Origin of the sequence: Campylobacter concisus (genome assembly GCF_902460675.1) — a bacterium.
Classification (GTDB): domain Bacteria; phylum Campylobacterota; class Campylobacteria; order Campylobacterales; family Campylobacteraceae; genus Campylobacter_A; species Campylobacter_A concisus_AJ.
This window is the reverse complement of the sequence record NZ_CABPUQ010000001.1, coordinates 1-16,490: the sequence shown is the minus strand read 5'-3', so window position 1 is coordinate 16,490 and position 16,490 is coordinate 1. Positions and strand designations below refer to the sequence as shown.

Annotated in this window: 15 protein-coding genes and 1 pseudogene; all 16 read left to right on the top strand. The window is 34.5% G+C overall.

What is annotated here, in order from left to right:
- The first annotated feature begins 187 nt into the window (after positions 1 to 187).
- Complete coding sequence (gene rpsB / locus F3G88_RS00080) at positions 188 to 976, top strand: 30S ribosomal protein S2 (protein ID WP_085658056.1); 789 nt, start codon at positions 188 to 190, stop codon at positions 974 to 976.
- Entirely contained in the window at positions 976 to 2,040 is a 1,065-nt protein-coding gene (gene tsf / locus F3G88_RS00075) for a translation elongation factor Ts (RefSeq protein ID WP_149715064.1), read from the top strand. Before rpsB ends, tsf begins: the two co-directional genes overlap by 1 nt.
- Positions 2,040 to 2,684, top strand: coding sequence for an ABC transporter ATP-binding protein (locus F3G88_RS00070; RefSeq protein ID WP_107715014.1), 645 nt, complete (start codon positions 2,040 to 2,042; stop codon positions 2,682 to 2,684). Before tsf ends, F3G88_RS00070 begins: the two co-directional genes overlap by 1 nt.
- 89 nt (positions 2,685 to 2,773) lie before the next feature.
- Entirely contained in the window at positions 2,774 to 3,535 is a 762-nt protein-coding gene (gene fliR / locus F3G88_RS00065) for a flagellar biosynthetic protein FliR (protein ID WP_087582853.1), read from the top strand.
- A gap of 56 nt (positions 3,536 to 3,591) precedes the next feature.
- Entirely contained in the window at positions 3,592 to 5,160 is a 1,569-nt protein-coding gene (locus F3G88_RS00060) for a putative sodium/potassium/calcium exchanger (RefSeq protein ID WP_149715063.1), read from the top strand.
- Positions 5,161 to 5,772: a guanylate kinase gene (gmk, locus tag F3G88_RS00055; RefSeq protein ID WP_103573338.1), complete on the top strand. Its 612-nt coding sequence runs from the start codon at positions 5,161 to 5,163 to the stop codon at positions 5,770 to 5,772. It begins immediately after the preceding gene.
- A gap of 51 nt (positions 5,773 to 5,823) precedes the next feature.
- The gene (gene tatA / locus F3G88_RS00050; protein ID WP_103566667.1) at positions 5,824 to 6,045 is read left to right on the top strand and encodes a twin-arginine translocase TatA/TatE family subunit; all 222 of its coding nucleotides are present in this window, start codon (positions 5,824 to 5,826) and stop codon (positions 6,043 to 6,045) included.
- Between the two features lie 9 nt (positions 6,046 to 6,054).
- Complete coding sequence (argS, locus tag F3G88_RS00045) at positions 6,055 to 7,638, top strand: arginine--tRNA ligase (protein WP_103573337.1); 1,584 nt, start codon at positions 6,055 to 6,057, stop codon at positions 7,636 to 7,638.
- A 34-nt stretch (positions 7,639 to 7,672) separates the two neighbouring features.
- Complete coding sequence (locus F3G88_RS00040) at positions 7,673 to 8,638, top strand: Gfo/Idh/MocA family oxidoreductase (RefSeq protein WP_103573336.1); 966 nt, start codon at positions 7,673 to 7,675, stop codon at positions 8,636 to 8,638.
- Positions 8,638 to 9,213, top strand: coding sequence for an acyltransferase (locus F3G88_RS00035; RefSeq protein WP_180999933.1), 576 nt, complete (start codon positions 8,638 to 8,640; stop codon positions 9,211 to 9,213). Before F3G88_RS00040 ends, F3G88_RS00035 begins: the two co-directional genes overlap by 1 nt.
- A gap of 3 nt (positions 9,214 to 9,216) precedes the next feature.
- Positions 9,217 to 10,311 carry a DegT/DnrJ/EryC1/StrS family aminotransferase gene (locus F3G88_RS00030; RefSeq protein WP_103573334.1) on the top strand — a complete coding sequence of 365 codons (1,095 nt, stop codon included), beginning with the start codon at positions 9,217 to 9,219 and terminating at the stop codon, positions 10,309 to 10,311.
- A gap of 21 nt (positions 10,312 to 10,332) precedes the next feature.
- Positions 10,333 to 11,118 (top strand): glycosyltransferase family 2 protein, encoded by a 786-nt coding sequence (locus F3G88_RS00025; RefSeq protein WP_103573333.1) that lies wholly within the window; start codon positions 10,333 to 10,335, stop codon positions 11,116 to 11,118.
- A gap of 35 nt (positions 11,119 to 11,153) precedes the next feature.
- Positions 11,154 to 13,034, top strand: coding sequence for an asparagine synthase (glutamine-hydrolyzing) (gene asnB, locus F3G88_RS00020; RefSeq protein ID WP_103573332.1), 1,881 nt, complete (start codon positions 11,154 to 11,156; stop codon positions 13,032 to 13,034).
- Entirely contained in the window at positions 13,027 to 14,346 is a 1,320-nt protein-coding gene (locus F3G88_RS00015) for a DUF7033 domain-containing protein (RefSeq protein WP_103573331.1), read from the top strand. The genes asnB and F3G88_RS00015 overlap by 8 nt, the downstream gene beginning before the upstream one ends.
- Positions 14,336 to 15,794: pseudogene (locus F3G88_RS00010) on the top strand (MBOAT family O-acyltransferase). Before F3G88_RS00015 ends, F3G88_RS00010 begins: the two are co-directional and overlap by 11 nt.
- A 10-nt stretch (positions 15,795 to 15,804) precedes the next feature.
- Positions 15,805 to 16,490 (top strand): hypothetical protein (locus tag F3G88_RS00005; protein ID WP_149715062.1); only part of this gene is annotated, 686 nt, incomplete at its 3' end.

Sequence of the window (16,490 nt, the reverse complement as noted above, 5' to 3'; positions counted from 1 at the left end):
TAAAGAAATTTGAGCTTTATTTGTAGCTAAAAAATTCTTTAAATTTAGCTTCAATAAAGCCAAGTTTCAATATAATCCAAGCTTTATTTCACACACGGCAATCCTAAATTTGGTTGTGCGAAAGCATTAATGGTCGTGGAGGATAAAACTAAATTCAAGGCAAAATGCCTAAAATAAGGAGAAACTCATGGTAACTATGAGAGATTTATTAGAGTGTGGCGTACATTTTGGTCACCAAACACGCCGCTGGAACCCAAAGATGAAAAAATTTATCTTTGGCGAGAGAAAAGGTATCTATATTATAGATCTACAAAAAACTATCCGCTACTTCCGCTACACTTACAACATCGTTCGTGACGCAGCTGCTGAAGGCAAGTCAGTGCTATTTGTCGGTACTAAAAAACAAGCTATCGACGCTATAAAAGAGTACGCTGAGAAATGCGGAATGCCTTATGTAAATCACCGCTGGTTAGGTGGTATGATGACAAACTTCGGTACTATCCGCCAGTCTATCCGCAAACTGGAAGTTATCGAGGCTATGGAAGAAGATGGTTCGATAAATTTACTAACTAAAAAAGAGGCTTTGATGCTTCGCCGCAAAAAAGAGAAGCTTATCGCAACTCTAGGCGGTATCCGCAACATGAAAAGCCTACCTGATATGATATTTGTTGTTGATACAGTTAAAGAAAAGATCGCTGTTCAAGAGGCAAACCGCCTAAAAATCCCAGTTGTAGCACCTATCGATACAAACTGCGATCCTGATGTTGTTGACTATCCTATCCCAGGAAACGACGATGCGATCCGCTCTGTTCAGCTTTTCTGCCAAGAGATGGCTGAGGCGATTAACGAAGGCAAATCACTTCTTGAGCAAGATGGCGGCGAGCAAGCTGCTGGCGAAGAAGTAAGCCAAGATGAGAAAGACGCAGTTGTAGCTGAGGCTATGAGTGAAGAAGACTTTGGCGAGGACGAAGAGTAATGGAAATAACTGCACAAATGGTAAAAGAGCTCCGCGAATCAACTGGAGCTGGCATGATGGACTGCAAAAAGGCACTTGGCGAAGCAAATGGCGACATGGAAAAAGCTGTTGATATCCTTCGCGAAAAGGGTCTAGGCCAAGCTGCTAAAAAGGCTGACCGCCTTGCAAGCGAGGGCTTAGTAAGCGTTGAAGTTTGCTCAAAATGCAAAAAAGCAACTATTAGTGAGATCAACTCTGAGACTGACTTCGTTGCTAGAAATCCACAGTTTCAAGCGCTTGCAAAAGACACAACCGCTCACATCCAAACAAGTGGCATAAAAACAGTTGAAGAGCTAAATGCGAGCACTTTAAATGGTGTTAAATTTGAAGAATATTTCAAAACTCAGATCGCAACTATCGGTGAAAACCTTGTAGTTCGCCGCTTTGAGACAATCAGCGCTGATGACAAGGGCGTGGTAAATGGCTATGTTCACTCAAATGGTCGTGTTGGAGTGCTTATCGGTGCAGCTTGCGAAAGTGCTGAAGTTGCAAACAAAGCAGCTGAATTTATAAGAAATTTATGTATGCATGCAGCTGCTATGAAGCCAAGCGTTATAAGCTACAAAGACCTTGATAAAGATTTTGTTGAGAAAGAATTTATCGCACTTCGCGCTGAACTTGAAAAAGAAAATGAAGAGCTAAAACGCCTAGGTAAGCCACTTCATCATATCCCTGAGTATGCTAGCCGCTGCCAGATAGGTGAGGCTGAGCTTGCAAAAGCTACAAAAGCGATCGAAGAAGAGCTAAAAGCTGAGGGCAAGCCTGAGAAAATTTGGGATAAGATCATCCCTGGTAAGATCGAGAGATTTTACGCTGATAACACAGTGCTTGACCAACGCCTTACACTTTTAGGCCAGTTTTATGTAATGGACGATAAAAAGACTATCGAACAAGTTATCGAAGAGAAGAGCAAAGAGCTTGGCGGCAAGATCGAGATCGTAAAATACGTTCGTTTCGAGCTTGGCGAAGGCTTAGAGAAAAAAGTAGATGACTTTGCTGCAGAAGTTGCTGCTCAAATAGGCTAATGGAAATTTTAAGAGCGTCTAATCTAGGCTTTGCGTATGATTATACGCTCTTTAACAATATAAATTTAACTCTCAATCAAAAACAAAGCATCGCGATAACTGGCGTTAGCGGTTGTGGCAAATCAACGCTTTTACACATACTTTCAACACTTTTAAAACCAAATTTTGGCGAGGTCATCTATCAAGATAGATCGATCTATGAGCTTTCGCAAAATGAGCTTTTGGCCATTAGAAGGCTTCATTTTGGCATTATTTTTCAGTCGCACTATCTTTTTAAAGGCTTTAGCGCTTATGAAAATATCGAGCTTGCAAGCATCTTATCTGGCGAAAATATAGAAAAAAATGATCTTGAAGCGCTTAAAATTTCAAGTGTGATAAATCAAAAAGTTGGCGAGCTAAGCGGCGGCCAGCAGCAGCGCGTCAGCATAGCTAGAGTGCTTACTAAAAAGCCAAAGATCATATTTGCAGACGAGCCAACAGGCAACCTTGATAAGCAAACAGCAAATGAAGTGATGCAAGTTTTGTTTGACTATATAAATGAAAATAACGCTGCCCTTGTGCTAGTTACTCACGACAACGACCTAGCCGTGAAATGCAACAATTCATACAAGCTTGAGAACAAAGAGCTTGTGCAAATTTCTTAAAATTTAGCTTCAAATTTCTAAAAACGACCACATAAATTTAAAAACAAAGTAAAATTTTGTAAAATTAGCAAAAAATTTAAAAGAGCAAAATGGAACTAGTAGAATTTTTTGGAGCTGATAAAGCCATAGTTTTTATGCTTTTATTTGCACGCCTAAGCGGTCTCATCGTTTTTTTTCCATTTTATTCGCACAATCAAATTCCTCTTAGCGTAAAAACGCTTTTAGTTTTTGTCCTTTGCGTCGTGCTATTTCCCATCTCGAAAGCTCATGAAAACTCTATAAATTTCTTAATTGGCGAGATCTTAGGCGAGGTTATGCTGGGCCTTAGTGCAGGACTTATGCTAACCATCATCTTTGCTACACTTCAAATGGCAGGCGAGCAAATCTCGATGGTCATGGGCTTTTCAATGGCGTCGGTGCTTGATCCGCAAACTGGCACAAACTCTCCAGTCATAGCAAACCTTATAAATTTCATCGCACTGCTAACATTTTTGGCATTTGATGGACATCATTTACTCCTTCAGTTTTACGCTAGCTCTCTTGCTGTGGTGCCTCTAGGAGATTTTTATCCGCGCCCTGGCATCATGAGCTATGCGATAAATTTATTTACAAATTTGTTTATGTTTGGCTTTATCATGTCATTTCCTATCATCGCCCTCTCTTTGCTCTCAGACTCCATTTTTGGCATGCTGATGAAGACGATGCCGCAGTTTAACCTACTAGTCATCGGCTATCCTATCAAAGTAACGATCGGATTTTCTGTTTTGATAGCCATTTTAGCAGGCATTATGAAGATCATGAGTGACCTACTTTTAAAAGTGATAAATGATCTGCCGGCTCTGTTTTTTTAAGAAAATAGCAATGAAATTTATCATAGAATAGGCTTTTACTATTACAAGGAGGGATGATGAAAGTTGCTCTAATAAATAAAAATCCAGCAGTTTCACGTCTGATAACTTTAAGTCTGAATAAAATCGGCACCGAATATAGCGAATTTGAGGATCTAAATGGATTTGACGATGCTCAGTTTGACTTTATCATAATTGACAGTGACGTGGATAGTAGCGAGCTAGCTACAGATAAAAAGGTGATGTATCTAGCAAGTCGTGGCGAGAGCAAACCAGAATTTGCTACTTTGATGCTTGAAAAACCATTTTTACCGACTGAATTTATAAGTGTTTTTGAGCAAAATATCCCAAAAGATGAGCCAGCTACCCAGCAAAGTGCGAGCGAGCAAGGCGAAAGCGACTTTGGTGATTTTAGCGACGAGGCTATAAATTTTGACGAGATGTCTGGGTTTAAACTGCCTGATATCGATACAAATTTAGAAAATTTTGCAGATCTTGACAAAGAGCTTTTAGAAAGTGGCATAGATAGCCCAAGCGAGGAGATTAGCCAGAGTGACTTACAAGAGGAAAATGAAGCTAGCGATATGGAGTCTTTAGAAGAGCTTGAAGACCTACAAGAGCTTGCCAGCGAAGATCTTGCTGATGAGAGCGTGGATGAAGAGACTAGCGAAGCGGTAAGTGATGTAAATGAGAGTGAAGAAGGTAAAGATGGTGATCTAGCAGAGCTTAGTGCGCTTGTCGATGAGATAGAAAATATGCCAGAAGAGTCTGAAGCAGATGAAGAGCTAAATAAAAATTTAGATGATATTATTAGCCAAAATGACGTTGTAGGCTTGGTTGATGAAGAGAACACTGGTAGCGAGTTTGACGAGATAGATCAGAGTAAATTTGAGCTTAGTGAGATTGATTCGCTTGATGAAGAGCTAAATAGTGAAGAGTCTAATGAGGAAAATAAAAATTTAGACGATACTGAGCTAGATGTTCAAAATTTAGAGCAAGAAGAGCTAAATATAGACGAACTAGCTAAATTTGCTGATGAAGATAGCCTTGAAAATGAGGCAAATTTAGAAGATGAGCCCAAAGATGATGAGAATTTAGATGAGATCTCTGAGGCTGATGAAGAGCAAATTCAAGTAGATGATGAAAAAGCAGAAGAAGATATAGAAGAAGAGGCTTTGGATGAAATTTCAAGCGAGGAGCTAGAAAATTTAGAGTCTAGCGAGAGTGAAAATGCTTCTAATGAGATGTCAGTAGAAGAGCTAGAAGATGTGAGCGAGCTAGAAGCAAAAGAAGATCTAGGTCTAGTAGATGAAACTTTTGAAGAAGAAAATATCCAAGAAGATGACGCACAAGAAGACATGAAAGATGAGAGCAAAGACGCGGTACCAAGTGAGTTAAACTTTGATGCATCATCGATAGATGATATAGATGAAAGCACGATGTTAGCGGCATTTGGACTAAAAGATATGCCTCAAACTAGCTCAAAAAATGATGCAAAAGAAGACTATAAAGAAGAGCTAACTAAAAAGATAACAAAACACGTCCACGAGTCGCTAAATGAGAGCTCGCTAAGAGATGTGCTAAAAGATATGAACATTAAGATAAATATAAGTTTCGAGGAAAAGTAGTTGCAAGGACAAATTTTAGTAGTTTCAGGGCCTAGTGGAAGCGGTAAAAGCACGCTTTTGGGCCGTCTTTTAAAGGAGGAGAAAGACCTATATTTTTCTATCTCAAGTACAACAAGAGCCATAAGAGAAGGCGAAGTTGATGGGGTGGATTATTATTTTATAAAAGAAGATGAATTTAAAAGCGGCATAGAAAAGGGCGAATTTTTAGAGTGGGCGCAGGTACATAAAAACTACTATGGCACGAGCTTAAAGCCTGTTTTAGCAGCGCTTGAAGCTGGTAAGATAGTGATATTTGACATCGATGTGCAGGGCTTTCATATCGCACTTGAGAAATTTAAAAGCTACATCACTTCAGTTTTTATTACAACTGCGAATAAAAAAGAGCTAAAAAGGCGCTTGAAAAACCGCGGAACAGATAGCGATGAAACGATAGAAAATCGCTTGATGAACGCAGTTGGCGAGATGGAGCATATTTTAGAGTATGATTATTTTTTAGTAAATGATGATATAGAAAAGAGCTACAAAGGGCTAAAATCAATCCTTCGAGCGATGAGGTTAAAAAGTGCTAAGATAAACTTAAGAAACGTCATCGACGAGTGGATAGATTGTTAGAAATTCAGGAATTTATGATAATATTTTGAGAAAATTTGATAAGGAGAAAAGATGGGTTCTTTTAGTATTGGCCACTGGTTGATCGTTTTAGCGATCATTGTATTACTTTTTGGAGCAAAGAAGATCCCAGAGCTTGCAAAAGGACTAGGTAAGGGTATAAAGACTTTTAAGGCTGAGATGGAAGACACAACACCTGAAAAGAGCGAGAAAGTCGAGCATAAAGAAGAGAGCGCTGCTAGTCATAAGATAGAAGAAACAACTAAAAACGCATAGGTTTTAGAGTTGAAAAATAAAATAAAAGCTGAAATTTCAAAGGTTTTAGAGCGTGAATTTGTGCTTGAAAAGCCAAAGGATAAAAATTTAGCCCACTATGCGACGCCGCTTTTTAGCCTTGCAAAGGAGCTAAGAAAGTCGCCGGCTATGATAGCTAGCGAGTTTGCTTATAAATTTAGTGATAGCAAGATAGTTGAAGCTAGTGCGGTAAATGGCTACTTAAATTTCAAGCTTAAGAGTGAATTTTTAGATGAAATTTCAAAGCAAATTTTGCTAGATAGTGAAAATTTTGCAAAAGAAGATACGAAAAAAGATAGCTATTTAATAGAATACATCAGCGCAAATCCAACTGGACCGCTTCACATCGGGCACGTTAGAGGCGCAGTTTATGGCGATACTTTGGCTAGGCTTGGCAAAAGACTTGGCTACGCCATCTCAACAGAATACTACATAAACGATGCGGGCAATCAAATAGATCTGCTTGGCACTTCAATATCTCTCGCGGCTAAAGAGCAACTTTTTAACGAAAGTGTCGTTTATCCAGAGAAATATTACCGCGGGGATTATATTTTAGATATTGCTAAGCTTGCAAATGAGAAATTTGGTAAAGAAATTTTTTATGACGAGAGCAGAAACCTTGAGCTTGCTGAGTTTGGTAAGGATATCGTGCTTGAGATTATCAAAAAAGACTTGGCTGATGTTGGCATTTTTATAGAGAACTGGGCTAGCGAAAAGGCTCTTTATGGCCATATTGTGCCAACTATAGAAAAGCTAAAACGCTCAAATCAAATGTATGAAAAAGAGGGCGCTACTTATATCGCTTCTACCACACTTGGCGACGATAACGATAGGGTTGTAGTTAGAAATGACGGCAGACCGACATATCTAGCTGGTGACATCATCTACCATAACGCTAAATTTGAAAGAAATTTTGACCACTATATAAACATTTGGGGTGCGGATCACCATGGATATATCGCAAGACTAAAGGCTGCGATAAATTTCCTTGGGTACGATGAAAACAAGCTTGAAGTGATACTTATGCAGATGGTTAGTCTGCTAAAAGATGGTAAGCCATATAAAATGAGCAAGCGCGCTGGAAATGCAGTGCTAATGAGCGATATCGCGAGCGAGATCGGTGCTGAGGCGCTTAGATTTATCTTTATAAGCAAGGCAAACACGAGTAGCTTGGAATTTGACGTGGATGAGCTTAAAAAAGAGGATAGCTCAAACCCTATTTTTTATATAAACTACGCTCATGCCAGGATAAATCAGATCTTTGCAAAGGCTGGAAAAAGCATTAGTGACGTGATAAATGCGGACTTTGAGTGCCTAGATGAAAATACTAAAAATTTACTTTTTGAAGCACTGATATTGCCTGAAATTTTAGAGGACGCTTTCATCTCAAGACAGCTTCAAAAGATCCCAGACTATCTAAAGTCGCTGGCTGCTAGTTTTCATAAATTTTATAATGAAAACCGCGTGGTTGGCAACGAAAATGAAGATAGTTTGTTAAAAGTCTTTGCAGTCGTTGCTGTCTCAATAAAAGCAGCATTTAATATAATGGGAATCACAGCTAAAGATAGGATGTGAAAGTTTAAAAATTTAATTAAAAAGGACAATTAAAATGAGCAGTATAAATTTTGGATTAATAGGTGCTAGTGGATATATAGCTCCAAGACATATGAGGGCTATAAAAGATACAGGGAATGAACTAATTGCAGCCTTAGATCCATATGACGGAATAGGTATAATGGATAGCTATTTTCCGCAAGCTTATTTTTTTACTGAATATGAAAGGTTTGATAGATTTGTTGATAAGTGGCGAAGAAACGGTAATAAGAAAATAGAGTATATTGCGATAACTACTCCAAATTATCTACACGACAGTCATATCCGTTTTGCTCTAAGAAGCGGAGCAAATGCTATCTGTGAGAAGCCACTTGTTTTAAACCCACACAATATAGACCAATTAAAAATAATCGAAGAAGAAAGTGGTAAAAAAGTATTTAATATTCTACAGCTAAGACTTCATGAGTCAATTGTTGCATTAAAAAACAAAATTTCAAAAGAACTTTTGCAAAATCCAGACAGAATTTATGATGTAGATTTGACCTATTTAACATCTCGTGGCAAATGGTATTTTATATCATGGAAGGGTGATGAAGATAAATCCGGTGGTGTTGCAACAAATATTGGCGTGCATTTTTTTGATATGCTTTCCTGGATTTTTGGACCTATAGAGGAAAATATAGTTCATCTTAAGCAGGCTGATGCAAATGCAGGATATATGAGACTAAAAAACGCAAATGTTAGATGGTTTTTGTCTGTTAACTATGATTATATTCCTGAGAATATAAAAAACAGTGGAAAAAGAACTTTTAGAAGTATTAAAGTTGATGGCGATGAAATAGAATTTTCTGATGGTTTTACTGATTTGCATACCAAAAGCTATGAGCACATCCTTTCAGGAGAAGGATTTGGCTTGGATGAGGCTAGAAATTCCATAAATATTGTTTCAAGCATAAGAAAAATGTCACCTATTGGATTAAAAGGAGAATATCATCCTTTTTGTAAAAAGGTGGTAGAATAATGCCATATTTTGCTCACGAAAGTTCATTTATAGATAGTGATGTACTAATTGGGGAAAAAACAAAGATTTGGCATTTTTCTCATATATTAGCCAATTCTATTATTGGACAAAATTGTTCATTTGGTCAAAATTGTGTTGTTGGACCAAATGTTAGAGTCGGTAATGGTGTAAAAGTGCAGAATAATGTTTCAATATATGAAGGTGTTGAAATAGAAGATGATGTGTTTTTGGGACCATCTATGGTTTTTACAAACGTTATAAATCCACGCGCTTTTATAATTAGAAAAGAAGAATTTAAAAAAACACTTTTAAAAAAAGGCTGTAGCATTGGTGCAAATGCTACTATAGTTTGTGGTGTTACTATCGGTGAGTATGCTCTCATAGGGAGTGGAGCTGTTATAAATCGCGACGTGAAACCTTATGCGCTTATGGTTGGTGTGCCGGCGCGACAAATAGGTTGGGTTAGTAAGGCGGGAAATACACTGAAATTTGATGGTAACGGATTGGCTGTTGATAATTTTGATGGTAGTAGTTATAGGGTATTTGATGAAAATTTAATAGTAGTGAAAGAGTAAAATATGAATATAGATTTTGCAAATTTAACATATCAACATGAACTTTATAAAGATGAAATAGAAAAAGCTATTTTAAAGGTAGCTAGAAATTGTAATTTTATAATGGGCACTGAAGTTTCTGAGCTTGAAACAGAACTAGAAAAATATATAGATGTTAGGTATGCCATAAGCTGCAGTAGTGGAACTGACGCCATTTTGATGGCTCTAATGGCTATTGATATTAAGCCAGGTGATGAAGTTATTACAACACCTTTTACTTTTGTAGCAACATCTGAAATGATTGCTTTGCTTGGAGCAAAACCAGTTTTTGTTGATATCGATGAAAAAACTTATAATATAGATGCTAATAAAATAGAAGCAGTCATAACTTCAAAAACAAAAGCCATACTTCCAGTTTCACTTTATGGTCAGCCTGCTGATATGGACGAAATTTCAAAAATAGCCAAAAAACATAACCTAAAGGTTATAGTTGATGGTGCGCAGAGTTTTGGCGCAAGCTTTAATAATGTCAAAGATTTGGCTCTTGGCGATATTGCTACTACATCATTTTTTCCAGCTAAACCACTTGGCTGTTATGGTGATGGTGGTGCTGTTTTTACAAATGATGAAAATTTGGCTAAAAAGTTAAAGTCATTACGTTTGCATGGCCAGTCAAAAAGATATCATCATCAATATATTGGTATTGGTGGTAGATTAGATACTATTCAAGCAGCTGTCTTGTTGGTAAAACTTAGACATTACAAAAAAGATTTATTATTAAGACAAGAGGTGGCATCAAAATATACAAATGCCTTGCATGGAAAAGACGTCATATTGCCTTATATTGATAGTAGAGCTCAGTCAGCTTGGGCACAGTATTCTATTAGGATAAAAAATAGAGATGAAGTGCAGCTAAAATTAAAAGAAGCCGGTGTGCCAACAGCTGTACATTATCCTATGCCACTTCATTTACAAGAGTGTTTTAAATATTTAGGATATAAGTCCGGGGACTTTCCTATAGCGGAAATGAATTCAAATGAGATAATGAGCTTACCTATGAATCCATATTTAACAAAAAATGAAATAAATTATATTTCAGAAAAATTTACTAGCTTGTAAATTAAATGAGGAATAGTTTTAATGATATATATATTATTGCCCGCATACAATGAAGAAAAATCCATAGACCAACTTTTCCCTAAAATAGATAAGATGTTAAAAGGCGAGATGAAAGTTGATTATCACATAATAGTTTGTAATGATGGAAGTTCTGATAATACAGGAAGAAAGCTGGAAGAATATTCAAAGCTCTTTCCTATAACAGTTATTGAACATGTAATAAATAGAGGTTTAGGTGAGACATCTAGGGATCTTTTTGAAAAAGCTGCAGAAATTTCCAATAATGAGGATATTATTATTAGAATGGATTGTGATGATACACATGAACCAAGTTTTATTCCAAATATGATTAAAAAAATAAATGATGGATTTGATGTGGTTATTGCATCAAGGTTTGTGCAAGGCGGAGGACAGGAAGGTTTGAGTGCCTATAGGACCATTATATCAAGATTAGCAAATATTTTTATGAAAGTCTTTTTTCCAATAAAAGGACTAAAAGAATACTCTTGTGGGTTTAGGGCATATAGGGCAAGTGCGATAAAATATGCTATTGATATTTTTGGTAATAATTTTATTCAATTAAAAGGACTTGGTTTTACTGCCACTTTGGAAAAAATCGTTAAACTTAAAATGATAGGTGCAAAATTTGGAGAATCGCCATTTGTGTTAAAGTATAATCAGAAACGAAGTGAGTCCAAAATGGTTAGCTCAATTACTACTTTTGGATATGCATCTTTAGCCTTGCTGTATTATTGGCCATGGGGTGGATGGAAATCTAAATATAAAAATATTAAAAAGATACATTAAATAAGCTGTTTGTAATATTAAAATAATGAGATGGTATGTGTGGTATAGTTGGCTTTTATTCTTTTATAAAAAATAAAGATATTATTATAAATAACCAGTTAGAAACGATTCGTCATAGAGGACCTGATGATAAAAATATTTATGTACATAACAATATAGCACTTGGTCATACTAGACTTGCCATTATAGACATAAAGCAAGGTTCTCAACCTATGCATAGCATAGATGGTAGGTTTACGATAGTTTTTAATGGCGAGATTTATAATTATTTAGAATTAAGACAACATCTTGTTTCAAAAGGTATCGATTTTAAAACTTACTCTGATACGGAAGTTTTATTAAATATGTACATATTATATAGAGAGGATTGTGTTTGTAAATTAAATGGCATGTTCTCATTTGCTATTTATGACAAAGAGAAAAATTCTCTATTTTTAGCCAGAGATCATTTTGGTATAAAACCGCTATATTATGTATACAATGATAATAATTTTGTTTTTGCATCAGAAATAAAATCTATTTTAAAATATCCGGGTATCAGAGCTGAGGTTGACTACTTATCATTGAATGAATATATGGCTTTTCAAGTAATGTTGAAAAAACATACAATGTTTAAAAATATTAGCTCTTTGGAGCCTGCAACATATTTAATTTTAGAGAATGGCAAAATAAAAGAGAAGAAAAGATACTGGCATTTTAATTATGATATTGATGAAACAAAGAATGAAGATGAATATTGTTCTGAACTTTTGCACTTACTTGAGGATTCATTAAATATCCAAACTAGAGCAGATGTGCCAATTGGAGCATATCTGAGTGGCGGTATTGACTCTAGTTTGGTTTCTATATTGGCCTCCAAAAAGTATTTTGGTGATTTTCATACATTTACTGGTGGTTTCAAAGATTCAGAGGAATTCGATGAAACATATTATGCAAATATAGTTCATCGATACATAAAAAGCATTCATCATGAGATTTTCCCAACTTCGCAGAATTTTATAGATACATTTGAAAAAATATCATACCATATGGATTATCCAGAAGCTGGACCAGGCGTTTTTTCTCAGTATATGGTGTCCAAACTTGCATCTAGCTATGTAAAGGTTGTGCTTGGTGGACAAGGTGGGGATGAAATTTTTGGTGGGTATACTAGATATGCTGTAGCTTATTTAGAGCAAGCAATAAAAGGAGCAATATTTGAAACAGCCGAAGAAGGCAAGCATCTAGTAACTTTGCAATCAATAATTCCTAATATGCCCCAACTTAAAAATTATATACCATTAATAAAAGAGCAGTTTAAAGAAGGACTTTTTGGTCCTATGGATGAACGATACTATCGTATTATAAATCGTACACATAATGTTGATATGATTTATAATAATGACTTTTTAAAATCTTTTGATAGTAGGCAGCTTCTTGATAAATTTAAACAAGTTTTTAATACGCCAAACACAAAGTCGTATTTTAATAAAATGACATATTTTGATTTAAAAACATTATTACCCGCACTCCTTCATGTTGAAGATAGGGTTAGCATGGCGGTTTCAATAGAATCAAGGGTGCCTATTTTAGATTATAGAATAGTTGAGCTGGTTTCTAAAATGCCACCTACAATGAAGTTTGCAGGCGGAAAAACAAAGGCTATTTTATTAAAAACTGTAAAAAATTTATTGCCAAAAGAAATTTTTGAACGAAAAGATAAAATGGGTTTTCCTACTCCTATAAACAAATGGCTAGCTAATGATTTGAAAGAGTATGCTCTTGATATATTAACCTCTCAAAAATCAAAGCAAAGAGGTTATTTTAATATATCAAATATAGAAAATGAAATAATAAATAGTGGTAAATTTAGTAGAGATTTATGGGGTTGCTTAAACATAGAAATGTGGCATAGGCAGTTTATAGACAATGCTTAGTATAAAAACTGATTTAGATGATGTAAGTTGGCTGAAATATATAGTAAGTCAATTTAAAAAAATAAATTTATTAGAATTCGATATAGAAGTTATAGGCATTGGCGAAAAGGAAAAGTTTAAAAATATTGTATTTTATACCAATTGCAGTAACAGTGGTCATTTAAATATTTTTAACTCTCAACACAATTTTTCCGATATCACATACATAAAGTATATAAAAGATGATCTATTTATTTTAAATAATACCGATACAAATCAAAGAGGTTTTGATTTGGCTTATGATATATTCTGGAACGCATTTGTTTTTTTATCTAGGTATGAGGAATATGCTAGTGAAATGAGTGGTAAGAATATTGGTAGCTATAGTTTGAGACATCCTAGGCAAGATAAAGATAGTTTTGATATCCCTATTGTAAATATTTTGTTTAATGAATTGGAATATTTTTTACATATAAATTTTAAAAATTTGGTTTTTGGCAAAAAGCAAAAAGATATTATTGATTTATCGCACGATGTAGACTATATTGAAAAAACAATTCAGCTAAGGATAAAACAAACGATTTTTAATTCTGTAAATGTTTTTAGGTTGATGACAAGGCCCATCTATTGTTTAAAAAAAATACTTGAATTATTTAAATTTGCTTTTTCAAATACATCATATTGGTGTTTTGATGATTGGGTAAATATAGAAAAAAAATATAATAGGACGTCAACATTCTACGTGTATGTAAAAGGCAAATCAAGAGGTTTTAGGTCGTGGTTAATTGATCCATCATATGATATAAAAAATAATGTAAAACTTCAAAAGAAATTAATAGATTTATATAAATGTGGTTTTCAAATAGGCTTGCATGGTAGTTATAATAGTGCTATAAATTGTAATCAGTTGCAGTATGAAAAGGATGAATTAGAAAGAATTTTGGGAATTAAAATAGTAAAAACAAGACAACATTGGCTTAATTACAGCGAAGCTACTACTCCATATATACATAATAGATTGTTTTTATTTGATTCTACTTTGGGCTGGAACGATAGAATGGGTTTTAGGAGTGGAATTGCCAGCATATATAATCCATACGACTTTAAAAATAAAAAAGCTTATGACTATGAAGTAATCCCACAAGTTATCATGGATTCGAATATTTATGATTATGGGCTTAAGCAAGATTTATTTAATGCTGCAAAATTAGTATTAAATAGGTCAAAAAAATTTTCCAAAACGACATATGTTTCAATTTCTTGGCATCAAAGAGTATGCAGCTCTGATTACAATTGGCATTTATTTTATGAGGAGCTTCTGAGTGCTTTTTAACTCTTATGAATTTATATTTTTATTCTTGCCATTTACTTTTTTTACATATTTTTATCTAAATAAAAAGCGCCTCACAGAAGTAGCAAAGGGCTTTTTGGTTCTATCGTCTCTCTTTTTTTACAGCTGGTGGAATGTCATTTATCTGCCGCTAATCTTAGGCTCAATGGTGTTTAACTACTGCTTTGGAGTGGAGCTAAACAAAGAAAATAGTAAAATTTCTAAAAAATTTATTCTTATACTAGGAATTGTGGCAAATTTAATGCTACTTGGATATTTTAAATATTCAGATTTTTTCATAAGCAATGTAAATTTTATCTTTAATACCCAGATACCTCATTTAGATTTGCTACTACCTCTTGCAATATCATTTTTTACTTTTCAGCAGATAGCATATTTGGTCGATAGTGCTACGGGGGGGGGGTACGAAGCAGTATGATTTTTTAAACTACTGCTTATTTGTTACCTTTTTTCCGCAGCTAATCGCTGGTCCGATCGTGCATCACAAAGAGATGATGCCGCAGTTTGCAAATTTAAAGAACAGAATAATCAACTATAAAAATATAGCACTTGGTCTATTTATATTTTCGATAGGTCTTTTTAAAAAGGTAGTTATCGCTGATAGTTTTGCTGTTTGGGCAACAAATGGTTTTGACAAGGCGACTGTCTTAAATTTATTTGAAGCATGGGCGACTAGCCTAAGCTATACATTTCAGCTCTACTTTGACTTTAGCGGATACTGCGATATGGCTATCGGTGCAGCACTTCTTTTTAATATCAAGCTTCCAATAAACTTTAACTCACCCTATAAAGCCTTAAACATTCAAGACTTTTGGCGCAGATGGCACATAACACTAAGCAGGTTTTTAAGAGACTATATCTATATTCCGCTAGGTGGTAACCGCAAAGGCAGGCTTCGAACATATGCAAATTTAATGGCGACCTTTATAATAGGTGGTATATGGCACGGGGCTGGCTGGACATTTGTCTTTTGGGGATTTTTGCATGGCGTTGCCTTGGTTATTCACAGAATTTGGAGCGAACTTGGCTTTAAGATGAATAAATTTTTGGCTTGGTTCATAACATTTAACTTCATAAATATTACTTGGGTATTTTTTAGAGCAAAAGATTGGGAAGATGCTTTAAAAGTGCTAAAAGGGATGTTTGGGTTGAGTGGCATTGTTTTGCCAAATTTTTTATTAGCAAAGCTTGGGTTTTTAAAATCTTTAGGAGTTGGCTTTGGTGGATTTATGGTAAATATAGACGGAAATTTTTTTGTTATACTTTTAATAATATTATGTTTTTTTCTAATTTTGATATTTAAAAGTAGCTCGAATTTAATAGACGGCTTTAAAGTAAATTATAAAATACTTATGTTGTCTGTGCTGTGTTTTACATATGGTATTTTATCTTTAAATAAGGTATCTGAATTTTTATATTTTAATTTTTGAAAATATTTTTATGAGTAATTTTAAGTTTATAGTTCTTTTTTATTTATTTAGTTTCGTGTTTATACTATCTATAGGTTTTTTAAATTATTTAAACGACCCAAGATCCATTGAACTTCAAAAAACAAAACAGTATAATATTGTTATAGATAGGGACTTAGAAAGGAAGCTAAAGCTTTATTTATATAAAAGTAATAAAAGTTTTATTGAAAATATTATTATGGGTTCTAGCAGAGCAACAATTATAGATGCAGAATCATTAGGGGAAAATAGTTTTAATTTCGCTTTTTCTGGAGCTACTTTGGATGAAATATTATATTTATTAGAAAATGAGATTGATATTAAACGTCTCAAAGCACTTTACATTGGACTAGATGAATTTATGTTTGATTTTTCTGATAAAATTTTTAGCAAGAATATTTCATTTTTCTATAACCAATCCATGGATAATAAAGTGGTTCGTTATATCTCAATTGATACTTTTTGGAAAAGTTGCGCGTTATTTTTTGTAAGCAAGAAGTATATATATTCAAATTTAGGAGATAAAATAATAGTCGATGGAGAAGTGCCTACAAAACAATCGATTAATAAATATCTAGATGAGAGAATGTTTGAGATAAATAATGGATATTGTAGATTTAATATAGATAAAATTTATATTCTAAATAAAATTATATCTTTGATAAAACAACATAATAT